Annotated in this window: 11 protein-coding genes and 1 tRNA gene; 8 read left to right on the top strand and 4 right to left on the bottom strand. The window is 69.9% G+C overall.

The features are described from left to right. Nucleotides 1-112: 112 nt before the first annotated feature. Together ACFO60_RS09100 and ACFO60_RS09095 are read right to left on the bottom strand one after the other, a co-directional pair. Nucleotides 113-760: a response regulator gene (locus tag ACFO60_RS09100; RefSeq protein ID WP_380839079.1), complete on the bottom strand. Its 648-nt coding sequence runs from the start codon at nt 758-760 to the stop codon at nt 113-115. A gap of 37 nt (nt 761-797) precedes the next feature. After that, nucleotides 798-1,919 (bottom strand): sensor histidine kinase, encoded by a 1,122-nt coding sequence (locus tag ACFO60_RS09095; RefSeq protein ID WP_380839077.1) that lies wholly within the window; start codon nt 1,917-1,919, stop codon nt 798-800. Nucleotides 1,920-2,028: 109 nt separating this feature from the next. Here ACFO60_RS09095 and ACFO60_RS09090 point away from each other — a divergent pair, with 109 nt between their 5' ends. After that, nucleotides 2,029-3,129: an alpha/beta hydrolase family protein gene (locus ACFO60_RS09090; RefSeq protein WP_380839075.1), complete on the top strand. Its 1,101-nt coding sequence runs from the start codon at nt 2,029-2,031 to the stop codon at nt 3,127-3,129. Between the two features lie 111 nt (nt 3,130-3,240). Here ACFO60_RS09090 and ACFO60_RS09085 read toward each other — a convergent pair whose 3' ends face one another. Next, the gene (locus ACFO60_RS09085) at nt 3,241-5,613 is read right to left on the bottom strand and encodes a M28 family peptidase (RefSeq protein WP_380839073.1); all 2,373 of its coding nucleotides are present in this window, start codon (nt 5,611-5,613) and stop codon (nt 3,241-3,243) included. Nucleotides 5,614-5,749: 136 nt separating this feature from the next. Between ACFO60_RS09085 and ACFO60_RS09080 the strand changes: the two genes are divergently transcribed. From ACFO60_RS09080 to ACFO60_RS09050, 7 genes are all read left to right on the top strand, one after another. Then, on the top strand, nt 5,750-6,367 hold the full coding sequence (locus ACFO60_RS09080; RefSeq protein ID WP_380839072.1) for a DedA family protein: 618 nt from the start codon (nt 5,750-5,752) through the stop codon (nt 6,365-6,367). A 22-nt stretch (nt 6,368-6,389) separates the two neighbouring features. Beyond that, complete coding sequence (locus tag ACFO60_RS09075; RefSeq protein WP_380839070.1) at nt 6,390-7,454, top strand: sensor histidine kinase; 1,065 nt, start codon at nt 6,390-6,392, stop codon at nt 7,452-7,454. Continuing rightward, nucleotides 7,445-8,089, top strand: coding sequence for a response regulator (locus ACFO60_RS09070; protein ID WP_380839068.1), 645 nt, complete (start codon nt 7,445-7,447; stop codon nt 8,087-8,089). Before ACFO60_RS09075 ends, ACFO60_RS09070 begins: the two co-directional genes overlap by 10 nt. Nucleotides 8,090-8,711: 622 nt before the next feature. Beyond that, the gene (locus tag ACFO60_RS09065) at nt 8,712-9,185 is read left to right on the top strand and encodes a GNAT family N-acetyltransferase (protein WP_380839067.1); all 474 of its coding nucleotides are present in this window, start codon (nt 8,712-8,714) and stop codon (nt 9,183-9,185) included. Between the two features lie 503 nt (nt 9,186-9,688). After that, nucleotides 9,689-10,708: a cellulose binding domain-containing protein gene (locus ACFO60_RS09060; protein ID WP_380839065.1), complete on the top strand. Its 1,020-nt coding sequence runs from the start codon at nt 9,689-9,691 to the stop codon at nt 10,706-10,708. Nucleotides 10,709-10,841: 133 nt separating this feature from the next. Next, nucleotides 10,842-11,570: an IS3 family transposase gene (locus ACFO60_RS09055; protein WP_380839064.1), complete on the top strand. Its 729-nt coding sequence runs from the start codon at nt 10,842-10,844 to the stop codon at nt 11,568-11,570. 124 nt (nt 11,571-11,694) lie between these two features. Continuing rightward, nucleotides 11,695-12,453: a tyrosine-type recombinase/integrase gene (locus tag ACFO60_RS09050; protein WP_380839063.1), complete on the top strand. Its 759-nt coding sequence runs from the start codon at nt 11,695-11,697 to the stop codon at nt 12,451-12,453. 75 nt (nt 12,454-12,528) lie between these two features. Here ACFO60_RS09050 and ACFO60_RS09045 read toward each other — a convergent pair. Continuing rightward, nucleotides 12,529-12,601: transfer RNA gene (locus tag ACFO60_RS09045), tRNA-Ala, on the bottom strand. Between the last annotated feature and the right edge of the window lie 10 nt (nt 12,602-12,611).

The raw sequence follows: 12,611 nt of genomic DNA, 5'->3' as shown, positions 1-12,611 counted from the left end.
TTGGGGGCTCAGGCTGGAGAGCGTTCGAAGGGTGCTCCTAGCCACCGGGTCAGCGCGTTGCCGAGCGTCTCCCGAGGTGCTGGGACGGATCGTGCGACGCGGAGATCGCCGGTCAGCCCAGGTCGGCGTCGTGGACCAGGATGGCGGCCTGGACCCGGTTGGCCAGGCCCAGCTTGGCCAGCAGGCGGCTGACGTGTGACTTCACCGTGCCCTCCGTCAGCCGCAGCTCGCGGCCGATATCGGCGTTGGACAGGCCGCGGGCCACGGCTCTGATCACCTCCTCCTCCCGTCCGGTGAGCCCGGCGAGCTGCCTGCGCGCGGCGTCGGCGCGGGAGGGGGTACGGTCCACATAGGAGGCCAGCAGGCGTTTGGTGACCGACGGGGAGAGCATGGCGTGTCCGCCGGCCACCGTACGGACCGCGGCGGCCAGCTCTCGCGGCGGGCTGTCCTTGAGCAGGAAGCCGACCGCGCCCAGACGCAGCGCCTCGTGCACGTACTCGTCCAGGTCGAACGTCGTGAGCATGACGAGCTTGGGTGGGTCCGGCCGGGCGAGAAGCCGGGCGGCGGCGGTGAGGCCGTCCACGCCCGGCATGCGCACGTCCATCAGCACGACCTCGGGCCGCAGTCGCCGCACGGCCGAGACGGCCTCGGCGCCGTCGCGAGCCTCGCCGGCGATCACGATGTCGCCGGCGGCCTCCAGGATCAGCCGCAGGCCGGAGCGGACCAGCTCCTCGTCGTCCACAAGCAGCACCCGGATCACGCGGGTCTCCCAGGCCCGCTCGCGTGCGGCGGCGCGCTCATGCCGGGATCCGCGCGCGCACCAGGAAGCCGCCGCCGTCCTCGGCGCTCGTGCGCAGCGTGCCGCCGAGCAGTTCGACCCGCTCCCGCAGGCCCACCAGGCCCCAGCCCGCGCCCGGCAGTTCCTCGCGCGGCGCGCCCGGCGCGTCGTTGCGCACCTCCACCTCCAGCACGTCAGGACCGTAGCGGATGCGCACGTCCGTCCCCGCGTCCCCGGCGTGCTTGTGCACGTTCGTGAGCGCCTCCTGCACCACCCGGTACGCGGTCCGCTCCACCGTCGTCTCCACCGGACGTACCTCGCCCTCGTCGTGCCTGGTCACCGTGATGCCCAGGGAGCGGGACTGGTCGAGCAGCCGGTCGAGGTCGGTCAGCGTGGGCGGCGGCCGCAGCGCGCCCTCCCGGTCGGGCGAACGCGGAGAGCGCAGCACGCCGAGCACGTCGCGCAGGTTGGCCAGCGCCTCCCGCCCGATCCCACCGATCAGCGCGGCTACTCGGACCGCCTCGTCGTCGTCCGTTCGCACCTCCAGCGCCCCGGCGTGCAGCACGATCAGCGAGACCCGGTGCGCGACCACGTCGTGCATCTCCCTGGCGATCCTGGCCCGCTCCTGTGCCCTGGCCTGCTCGGCCCGCAAGACCTGCTCGCGTTCCAGCCGCTCGGCCCGCTCCCTCGCCGCCGCCAGCACCTCGCGCTTGGCACGTACGTAAAGGCCCACCGCCACCGGCAGCCCGATCATCGCCAGCGCCATCACCAGGGCGTTGCCCGGGTTGGTGGTCATCACCTCACGCAGGCCGTCCTGGCACGCGCCCACGACGGCGGAGATCCCGCACACGATCAGGCAGCCACCGAGGTAGGCGACGATGCCGCGACTCCGGCTCAGGGTCAGTCCCGCGTAGTAGGAGGAGATCACCAGCGGCGGCCACATGACAAGCCACGCGTAGCCGACGGCGCCCACCGCGGCCAGCGGCCACCAGGACCGCGGCACCCACCAGGTGGCCACGCCCGTGGCCGCGGAGAGCACGACCAGAACCGGGAGCGGCAGGTCCGACGGCACGCCGGCCTGCCCCTGCACCACGAGCAGCGAGAGCGCGAACACCCCTCCGCCGAGTAACACGAACCGCATGTTCACAAGCTAGGGGGTGGCCCGGAAAGGGTGTTATGACGAAAGTAGCAAAGGCCGATCGACGATCGGGGCATCCCGGGCGGCGGGCGAGGGCGTGAACGTGGGTCGCATGCGTAGAACCGTTACCGCCGCCGTCGTGTCGCTGGTCGTCCTCGGTGGTCTCAGCGCCCAAGCCCACGCCCGGTCCGCCGTCACGGCAGACCCGGCCCTGCCGGAGCCGACCGGCTCCCTGTCCGTCGGCACCACCACCCTGTACCTGGTCGACGCGGACCGTCCCGACCCGTGGAACCCCGCGGCGGACAAGAGAGAGCTGCTGGTCTCGCTCTGGTATCCGGCCAAGAAGGCCGTGGGGAAGCGGGCGCCGTACGTGACGCCCCAGGAGTCCGCCGCGATCCTCAAGGACTACGAGAACGTCGCCCCGGACGCGCTCACCAGAACCAGGACCCACGCCAAGGTCGGCGCGCCCGTCCGGACGGTCAAGGGCGGCCTGCCCTTGGTCGTCATGTCGCCGGGGTTCAGCTTCCCGCGCGCCACCTTGACCTCACTGGCCGAGGACCTGGCCAGCAGGGGGTATTTGGTCGCAGGAGTGGAGCACACGTACGAGTCGGTCGCCACCACGTTCCCGGACGGCCGCACCACCTCCTGCCTGGCGTGCGTGCGTGGGCAGGACGGCGCCAGGGTCGCCGCGAGCCGGGTGAAGGACGTGCGATTCGTGCTCGACGAACTCGCCGGGGGCCGCTGGGGCAAAATGATCGACCGTGAGAGGATCGCCATGGTGGGCCACTCGATGGGCGGCAACAGCGCCGCGCTGGCCATGGAGTCCGACTCACGGGTGCGGGCCGGGGTCAACCTGGACGGCAGCTTCAACCCGCTGGTCAAGTCGCTGAAGCGGCCCTTCATGCTTGTCGGGACCCAGGCGCTGCACACGCCCAGCGGAAAGGACCGCTCGTGGCCGGACTTCTGGCCCGGCCTGAAGGGCTGGAAGCAGTGGATCACGGTGGCGAGGACGGACCACTCGGCATTCGTCGACTACGCCGTGCTCAGGCCCCAGCTCGGCCTGCCCGCGCAGGAGTTGGACGGCGAGCGGGCTCTGCGCATCACCCGCGCCTACCTGGCCGCCTTCCTCGACCGTCACCTGCTCGGCAGGCACACCGCAGTCGAGGACTTCCCCGAGGTCACCGACCACACATGCGACGCCCATTCCGGGTAGTCCTTCGAGCGTGATGGCGTCCGCGGCACGGTGGATCGCCGGCGATCCGGCCCACCACGCAGTCGCGTCCCGGCGAGCGCGGAAGCAGCCTCGGCAACGTGGCAACAAGAGCTATCCCGCGATCTTGCCCGAGCTGGACGGCAAGCGTTCCGGGATCTGAGAGTCCCTGGCCAGGGTGTAGCTGCGGGTGACCGAGACGAGGTCGCCGTCCTCTCTGGTGGCTGCGACCAGGTTGGGAGGTCTGGGGACGAAACCCGGCACCGCACTTAGCCCGTCGGTCTCGGCGATAGCGATGAGGCGAATCCGGTCCGTTTCCGGCATGCGCACGGTGATCTGGACTCCCTGGGCGGGGATGCCGCGGAAGCGGATCTCCGAGGGCCAGGTGCCGGCTCGCGTGCCGGTGACGGGCACGCTCGCCGACCCGAACCGGCCGGCCGATGCGGTGGCATGGGTGATCGGCCGGTCGATCCGCAGTGTCACCGAGCGCGCGCCCTTCCCGGCGGTCACGTGCAGTTTGAGCGTGTCTCCGCTACGGGCCAGTACGGTCGCTCGCGGGCCGTCGGTGGTGATCGCCGGTGCGGGACCGGTCCACAGCGTGCCCCGGGCGTACCCGGCGGGCAGCGCGGAGGTGTCGTGCTCGGACACGTACTGCCCGGTCCACCGCGCGGGGGCGTCGTCGGCGCTGACCCAGTGGGCGGTGCGGGTGTCGGCGTCCATGACGTACGCCAGATGCGTGCGCCGCGGCCGGTCGGCGTCGAAGTCGTTTGCCACGAACCCGACGGCGACCAGCCCCGTCGCGAGAAGGAGCGCCGTCAGGGGCACGGCCAGGACGGCGGCGCGCTTGGACCGGGAGGCGAGATCGGGCAGGAACAGTTCGGTGATCGGCACCACGACCAGCCCGAACAATGCCAGCACCAGCGCGCTCACCCCGCCGAGCGCCAGCCCCATCCCGTCGAAGACGTTCCCGGCGAGGGACGGCAGCAGCATCGCGGCCGTGATCGGGCCCAGCATCGCAGTGACCGTCCGCGCCCAGGTAGGCGTGCGGAGCGGGACGGCGGCCAGCCAGCCGAGCGCGCCCATCAGCGTCGGCAGGGTGAACAGGAAGGACGCCCCGGGAGCGACCTGGGCACACAGCACGCCCAGCCCGGCGAGCCAGGTCAGGGCACCGACGGCCAGCGCCGCCGGTCCGAGCCTGCGACGCAGCACCAGGTACCAGCCGAGCACCGCCAGTGCGCACAGGACCGCAATCGCCGCCTGGTACGACTGCGGGCGGTGCGGCAGCCCGCCCATCAGGTCATAGGCGGGCCGCCAGGCCACCAGCAGCTCCCACAGCCCCTGCGCCAGGGCGGCCGACACCACCAGCGGCACCATGGCCGAGGCCGCGGCCGCCAGCAGCCGGGGCAGGCTCAGCAGCCGCCTGACGCGGGCCAGCACCGCCAGGCCCGCCACCGCGATGACGGCCAGCACCGCCAGCGGCCAGACGAGCTGATCCGGGTAGATGATCATGGTGCCGAGCGCGCGGAAGTAGGTGACGTCGTGGTCGGAGGCCGTCGTTCCCAGGTCTGCGTCACCGAGGGCGCGCGCCAGCGCCAGCATGTTGGTGCCGTGGTGCTGCAGGCTGCCCGGGTCGAGGTTGGCGATGGAGTCGCTCGCCGTGTGATACAGCGAGGAGCGCTGGATGTAGGCGAAGTTCATGCCGGTGAAACCGGCCTTGGTCAGCGGGGTGAAGTCGGTGTTGTTGGGCAGCAACCGATACAGCTCCACCATGGCGGAGTCGCCGCGCGGTGCGGGGACGGCGCCCGCGAAGGTCTCCACCAGGCGGGCGTTGTGCCTGGAGGTCTCGAACATCAGCGAGGGGCCGCCGACCCCGCGGGCCTCCCAGTTCAGCAGCACGCCGCCGGCCTTGCCCAGGGGGTGGTCGCGGACGAAGGCCTCGGCGCCGAGTACGCCGTCCTCCTCGCCGTCCGACATGAGCAGCACGATGTCGTTACGCAGGCCGGAACGGGTGCGCAGCGCCCGGACGGTCTCGATCATCGCGGCCACCGCGGCGCCGTCGTCGGAGGCGCCCGGTCCCATGGCCGCAGAGTCGTAGTGGGCGGCGATGAGCACGGTGCCGGTCGAGCCGGTGCCGGGCAGGCGGCCCACGATGTTGTCGACCTGGCCGAACGTCGCCAGCCCCGCCGCGGGCCGGGCGCCGACGGAGCGCTGGATCTCGACCCGAAGCCCTGCCGCGCGCAGCTGCCCGGCCAGGTAGTCCCGGGCCCGGTCGCTCGCCGAGCTGCCGATGGGCCGCGGTTCAGCGGCGAACTCCTTCAGATGGGCCAGTGCGCGCTCGGCGCTGAACTGCTCGCCGGGCGCGGTGGCCGGCAGGGGTTGCATGGTGCTGTCGGCCATGGCGGACAGCACCATCACAGCGGCCAGGGTGAGCAGGGCCGCCAGCCCGGCCAGTACCCGCCGCGAGACGTCCGAGAACTTTCCGATCATGGCCGGGAACGCTAGGCCGAGCCGCTCACCCGGCGGAATGAGGCGCCCGCCCGAGAGCACCTGTGGTTTTCCGCACCCCCGAAACGGCCATGCGCCTCATTCCAGACCCACCATGATCATCCATAGCCTTTGAGGCATGACGGATTGGCTGATCGAACTGATGGAAATCCTCGGAGCGCCGGGGGCGGGACTGGCGATCGCGCTGGAGAACCTCTTCCCCCCGCTCCCGAGCGAGGTGATCCTGCCGCTGGCCGGCTTCGCCTCCTCCAGGGGCGAGATGGACCTGCTGGGCGTGCTGGCCTGGACCACAGCAGGCTCGGTCGTGGGCGCGCTGGCGCTGTACTGGGTGGGCGCGCTGCTCGGCCGCGAGCGCACGCTGGCCCTGGCCGCCCGGATCCCACTGCTGAAGGTCTCCGACATCGCCAAGACCGAGGCATGGTTTCTCAAGCACGGCCGCAAGACCGTACTCTTCGGGCGCGTGATCCCCATCTTCCGCAGCCTCATCTCGATCCCGGCCGGGGTGGAACGCATGCCGCTGAGTGTCTTCACGGCGCTGACCACGGCCGGCAGCCTCATCTGGAACACGATCTTCGTCCTCGCCGGTTACCTCCTCGGGGAGAACTGGTCGGTTGTGGAGATCTACGTCGGAGTGGGGACGAACGTGGTGATCGCCGTCGTGGCGCTGGCCGTCCTCGTCTTCCTGGGGGTCAGGCTGAGCGAGCGGCGAAAGGGTCGGCATGCGCTCCCTGACTAAGGGCCCGCTCCTGCTAGGGGCAGTGCTTGGAGGAGCTGTCACCGCCCTGCTCGGTCTCGTCTTCCTGCTGCCCGCTCTGCCGTTCGCCCGACGTACCGCCGTCCGGGAGGCGGCCCGGCGGCTGGCCGTACTCGAAGCCCGTCGCCTGCGGCTTGACCCCGCCGTCCTGGGGCTCGGTGCGGCCCGGCCTGACGGGCAGGAGTTGCGTTACGTGGCGGCCAGGCTGCCGGTCGGCGTGCTCGGAGGCCTGGTCGGCGCCCTGCTCCTCGTCGGCGTCGGGACGGCCGGATCACTGGTCTGGACGTGGGGAAGGGGACTGCCGTTCGACGGCATGCTGCCGACCGCGCCGCTGCTCGCCTACGCCGCACTGGCCGGGTTCGTTCTGTTGTTCCTCAATCTGTCGGGTCTGGTGGGCGTGCACGCGCTGGAGCGGCGGCTTGCGCAGCGCATGCTCGCCCCCGACCCCACCGAGGCGCTGCGCCGCCGCATCACCGAGCTGGCCGAAAGTCGCGCGGGCGTGCTGGTGGCCGTCGATGCCGAACGGCGCCGGATCGAACGGGACCTGCACGACGGGCTGCAGCAGCGGCTGGTGGCGCTGTCCATGCTGGCCGGGCGGGCACGCCGGGGACGGACTGAACTGCTCGCCCAAATACACGAGCAGGCACAGCAGGCGGTGGGCGAACTGCGCGAGGTGGCCTGGCGGGTCTACCCGTCGGGGCTGGACTCGCTCGGGCTCGCCGACGCGCTGGCCGGCGTGGCCGAGCGTTCCAGCGTCCCGGTCAAGGTCGTGTGCGAGCTGCCTGCGCGCCCGCCGATGGCGGTGGAGACGGTGTCGTACTTCGTGGTCAGCGAGGCGGTGACCAACGCGGCCAAACATGCCCGCGCCACCGCGGTCACCGTCGAAGTTCGCGAAAATGACACCATGGTCGTCGTGCGCGTGCAGGACGATGGTGTGGGCGGGGCGGACCCTGCGGGCGGCGGCCTGTCAGGGCTGGCGCGGCGGGTGGCCGCGCTGGACGGCCGTTTCACCGTGACCAGCCCCGTCGGCGGACCCACCACGATCACTGCGCAGCTGCCATGCGCGTGATCCTGGCCGAGGACTCCACCCTGCTGCGCGAGGGTCTCGTGCGGCTGCTGGAGGAGGAGGACCACGAGGTGCTCGCCGCCGTCGGCGACGGCCAGGCGCTGGTCGAGGCGGTCGCGGTGCGGGAGCCCGACGCGGTCGTCGTGGACGTGCGGATGCCGCCCACGCACACCGACGAGGGCCTGCGCGCCGCCCTGGAGATCAGGCGCCGCTGGCCGCAGGTGAAGGTGCTGGTGCTTTCGCAGTATGTGGAGAAGAAGTACGCCACTGAGCTGATGAGCGGGGACGTCGACGGCATCGGTTACCTGCTCAAGGACCGGGTGGCGCAGGTCGGCGACTTTCTGGACGCGCTGGAGCGGGTGGGCGCCGGGGGCACGGCCTTCGACCCGGAAGTGGTGCGGCAGCTTCTGGCCCGCACCAGCCACGCCGACCCCCTGGCCCGGCTGACCGGCCGAGAGCGCGAGGTGCTGGAACTGATGGCGCAGGGCCTGACCAACGCCTCGACCGCCCAGGCGCTGCACGTGTCACAGAGTGCGGTGGAAAAGCACGTTAACGCACTGTTTGACAAGCTGTCGCTCTCCCACACCGCCGGCTACAGCCGCCGGGTCCTGGCCGTCCTGCGTTACCTCGGCTCCTGAGGCTGTATGGCGAGTGCCATGGCTTGTGGCCCGGCCGAGCCGCCACCCATGATCGACGACGTGCCCGCACCCCAGTGGCTGCGCGATCACCGACGGATTCTGCCGCGTCCCCATACCGACCGGCCGTGGCGGCCGGCCATCACTGAGCGGCGAAAGCACACACTCTCCAAGGGTCTCCTTCCGCGTACCTGAGGAGTTGCGAGAACGCGCGAAGGCCCGCGCCGCCCAAGAAGGAAAGACGGTATCTGCGCTGGCCAGGGAAGCCTTCGAACAGTTCCTCAGAGCAGGCTGACGACCGGAAGCTTGCAGCGGACATGTTGATAGCGGAAGCGCTATCAACCGGCGCAACAGACAGGGAAGCGGAAACAAGCCGGTTGAAGCGAGAAACCCAGGCCGGGAAACGTACCCTGAACCGGCTTTCTGTCGGTCACCGGCCTTCTTGCCGAAAGGACAGCAGGCAGTGATCAGGCCTGGACTCTCACCAGCCTGGTAGAGGCGAGCCCAAGCGCGCCAGGCAGTGTCAGACTTTCTTCAACGCCTGCAAGTCGTGGCGCCCGGGGCGGCTCCTCGTGGTTGCCGATCCCCAGCGCGAGGAGCACGACGCAATCCGTATGGTTCCAGCATGACTAAGAGCTTCCGCCTTGCGCCTATCACACCTGCCAACATCGAGATGGCTACCGCCGTAAAAGTCCGCCCCGACCAGGAGCGCTTCGTCTCTCCGGTGGCGAAGTCGCTGGCCGAGGCTTACGTCCACCCGGAGGTGGCTTGGCCACGCCTCATCTTCGATGGCGACCGTCCAGTGGGCTTCCTCATGGCCTTCCTCGATATCGACTGGGACGGTAAGGGAGTCGATTTCCGGTCCGGCTTGTGGCGTCTCAACGTGACATCCGACGCGCAGGGCGCTGGAATCGGCCGCTTCGCCGTCGGATCAGTGGCCGCTGAGGTCAGGCGTCGCGGTGGCACGCAGATGTATGTCACGTGGGAGCCGGGAGAGGGCGGCCCCGAGGGTTTCTATCGGAAGCTTGGGTTCCGGCTCACAGGTGAGAAGAGCGGAGGCCAGACGGTCGGGGTGTTGGATCTGACGAACCGCTCGTAACGGCGAGTATCGCGGCTCGGTGGGCCGAGGCTCGGACATCCGATGGCAGGGGTGTGTCAAGTCGGTCCGGAGTGACCGCCGACGCGAAACCCAGGGCGGGGTATGTGCCCTGACCTGGGTTTCCTTTCGGTGGAGCCTAGGGGATTCGAACCCCTGACTTCCTGCTTGCAAACTGAGCCAAACAGCAGTTTGACCCTGTCATCTCGTCCCGGACACGAGAACAGTGCGCCAACGTCCGCCAGCGTCCGCGTGCGGACGCACCGGTTGTCACCCAGTTAGTCACCCACGCCCCCGGTCGGCAGAGCGCACGACGCGCGGATGGCGGGCCCCGCCGATCGGCGCCGTCCGGGTCCGGCGGGCTGAAAATTGCATCCGCGACCTGCATCTTCGCGACCCGCCCGGTCGCGTTGTCGACAGGCCGCGACACTCACTTCTACCGTCTGTGTAGCGCGTCGATCGGTATGCAGGCCACCGCCCCGCCTCCTGGCCGCCAGGGAGTCACCATGCAACGGCGAGTCATCTCCATCGTTCTCGCTGCCCTCGCCGCGCTGGCCGGGCTCGGGGCGACCACGCCCGCGTTCTCGGCGACGGCTCCGGCGAGGATCGCGCCGCTCGCCGACACCACCCCGCCGACGGTTCCCACCGGGCTGAGCAGCACGGTCGGATGCAATCCCCTGTCGGTGACGCTGAACTGGACCGCCTCCACCGACAACATGGGGGTCACCGGCTACGACGTGTACGGCGCGCCCTACAGCGGCGGCACGTTCGTCCCGGTCGGGACGACTTCGGCGACCTCGTACACCCAGCCCATCATGGGGCTGTACCTGTACGAGGTGCGGGCACGCGACGCGGCCGGCAACACCTCCGCCTTCACCGAGCCGGTGCGGGTCGTGCTCCCCCCCTGCCCGACGATGACGCCGGAGCCGCAGCCGCCCACGACGCCAGGTACGCCGACCTCGACCGTCACCTGCGGCTCGGTGACGCTGACCTGGACCGCCTCGACGGACAACGTAGGCGTCATCGGATACGAGATCTGGCGTGCGCCCGGCGCCACCGGCGGCACGTTCGCCCTGGTCGGCACCACGACGACCACGTCGTTCACCCAGTCCGGTGTGGGGGTCTACCGCTTCCGGGTACGGGCGCGTGACGCGACGGGCAACTACTCCGCCTTCACCTCACCGGTCACCGTCTACGTCCCGGCCTGCCCGACCAGGGGCTGTACGGCCGTGTACAGCCCGGCCGGCGACTGGCCCGGCGCGTTCCAGGGGAAGGTGGTCGTGACCAACACCGGCACCACCGCGACCACCGGTTGGACGGTTACCCTCACCTTCCCCGGCGGCCAGCAGATCACCCGAGTCTGGAACGCCAGCCTGGATGACTTCGCCAATCCGTACACGATCACGAACGCGAGCTACAACGGAGCGCTGGCGCCCGGCGCCTCCACCACCTTCGGCTTCCAGGCCACCACCAGCGGCACCGACAACACCCCCATCACCGCCTGCATCCGCACCCCTTCCAGCTAGTGCGCTGTCCGGCGAAGGTTCACCGGCTCCGGCGCCGTAACAGGCGCCAGCGTCGCCGTACCACGACCCGCCGCCCCGGCGCCGGCCATCTCCTGCACATGGCCGGGGGTGGAGAGCCGGGCCCGGTGAACCCATGTGTCACCGCCTGGTGCGCCGGCCGCTGACCTTCGCTGGTGTGATGCCCGCTGCGCTGACCACTCACCATCGCCGGGTGCGACGCTCTCCCCGCCCCGAGCGGGCCTTTCTCCGGCGCCGGGTCGGTGGGACGGAGGACGGCGAATCCGGCGCCAACAGACGCCGACGCTCCGTCCATCAGACCCCGACCGCGGCCGATCTGGTGGACCGGCAGTTCGCCCGGACCGGACCGGATCAGCTCTGGGTCACCGACATCACCGAGCACCCGACGAGGGAGGGCAAGGTCTACTGCTGCGTCGTGCTGGACGCCTACTCCCGCCGCGTGGTCGGCTGGTCCATCGACAGCAGCCAGACCGCCACCCTGGTCACCAACGCGCTCGGCATGGCCATCCACAATCGCCGACCCACCGTCGGCATGTTGCTCCGCTCCGATCACGGCGTGCAGTACACCTCTTGGGCCTTCACCCGCCGCGCCCGCGCATCCGGCCTCATCCCGTCGATGGGTTCCATCGGCGACTGCTTCGACAACGCGGTCATCGAGTCGTTCTGGGGCCGAATGCAAACCGAGCTGCTCAACCGCCAACGCTGGAAGACCCGGATCGAGCTGGCGAACGCGATCTTCGACTACCTGGAGATCTTCCACAACCGGCAACGACGCCACAGCGCCCTGAAAATGCACACCCCGATCGAATACGAGATGCTCTACCCGAACACCCATCTGGCATGAGAGTCGAGCAAGCCGACTCCACGGAAGTCGGGGCACATCAGAGTCTCCATCAATCCCGGCGCGGTTCAAGGCGCACAGCAACCCAAAGCGTCGGCAGCGGTGTTGCGCGGTGGGGAAGTGCTGCATGTCCAAGCCTTCGGAGTGGACGGTCCGCGACGCGTACATGACGTTGCGGGCCGCGCTGAGCAACGCCGTAAGGGAAGAGGTGCTGAGCCGTAACGTCGCGGCCAACGTCAGGATGCCGATGCCTCGCAAGCGCAAGGTCAAGCCGTGGTCGGTCGAGGAGGCGCGGGCCTTCCTGGAGTCCGCCCGAACTCGTGAAGATCCGATGTACCCGGCCTACGTCCTGGTCCTCGTGCTCGGCCTGCGCCTCGGGGAGGCACTGGGACTGCGCTGGGAGGACGTTGATCTCACCAACACCGAGATGACCATCGGCTGGCAACTCCAGCGAGTCGCCGGCAAGCTGCTGCACCGGCAGACCAAGACGGACGCCTCGGACGCGACGCTGCCGTTTCCCGAGATCGTGACGGTGGCGCTCCGTGCCCGTCAACGGGCACATGATGAAGCCCGTAAGGCGGCGGGGGACTCGTGGCAGGAGACCGGGCTCGTGTTCACCACGGCGAGCGGGCGGCCGATCGAACCCTCGAACTTCCGGCGCAGCTTCGCCGGCGCCTGCGACAAGGCCAAGGTACGCAAGGTCCACGTGCACGCCACCCGCAAGACCTGCGCGTCCCTGCTCGTCGCGCTCGACGTCCACCCCCGCGTGGCCATGCAGATCCTCCGGCACAGCCAGATCTCGGTGACCATGAACATCTACAGCGAGGTCTCCTCCGAAGAGACTCGCAAGGCCCTCAAGCGGCTCGGTGACCGGCTGGAGTCGTAGCCGTTGCTGTATTTCCGTGCTGTACGCATCGAAAAGGCCACGTCCCGATCATGGGAGGTGGCCTTTGAGCTGGGGTGGAGCCTAGGAGATTCGAACTCCTGACATCCTGCTTGCAAAGCAGGCGCTCTGCCAACTGAGCTAAGGCCCCTTGTTCGGAG

Origin of the sequence: Sphaerisporangium dianthi (assembly GCF_042654065.1) — a bacterium.
GTDB lineage: Bacteria > Actinomycetota > Actinomycetes > Streptosporangiales > Streptosporangiaceae > Sphaerisporangium > Sphaerisporangium dianthi.
Note: the sequence above shows the minus strand (reverse complement) of the source record. Positions and strands in the feature narration are given on the sequence as shown.

Bases quoted from the DNA above. Each gene is read 5' to 3' on its own strand.
- ACFO60_RS09095 (WP_380839077.1), bottom strand. From the start codon at position 1,919: ATGCGGTTCGTGTTACTCGGCGGAGGGGTGTTCGCGCTCTCGCTGCTC.
- ACFO60_RS09090 (WP_380839075.1), top strand. From the start codon at position 2,029: ATGCGTAGAACCGTTACCGCCGCCGTCGTGTCGCTGGTCGTCCTCGGT.
- ACFO60_RS09085 (WP_380839073.1), bottom strand. From the start codon at position 5,613: ATGATCGGAAAGTTCTCGGACGTCTCGCGGCGGGTACTGGCCGGGCTG.
- ACFO60_RS09080 (WP_380839072.1), top strand. From the start codon at position 5,750: ATGACGGATTGGCTGATCGAACTGATGGAAATCCTCGGAGCGCCGGGG.
- ACFO60_RS09070 (WP_380839068.1), top strand. From the start codon at position 7,445: ATGCGCGTGATCCTGGCCGAGGACTCCACCCTGCTGCGCGAGGGTCTC.
- ACFO60_RS09065 (WP_380839067.1), top strand. From the start codon at position 8,712: ATGACTAAGAGCTTCCGCCTTGCGCCTATCACACCTGCCAACATCGAG.
- ACFO60_RS09060 (WP_380839065.1), top strand. From the start codon at position 9,689: ATGCAACGGCGAGTCATCTCCATCGTTCTCGCTGCCCTCGCCGCGCTG.
- ACFO60_RS09055 (WP_380839064.1), top strand. From the start codon at position 10,842: ATGTGTCACCGCCTGGTGCGCCGGCCGCTGACCTTCGCTGGTGTGATG.
- ACFO60_RS09050 (WP_380839063.1), top strand. From the start codon at position 11,695: ATGTCCAAGCCTTCGGAGTGGACGGTCCGCGACGCGTACATGACGTTG.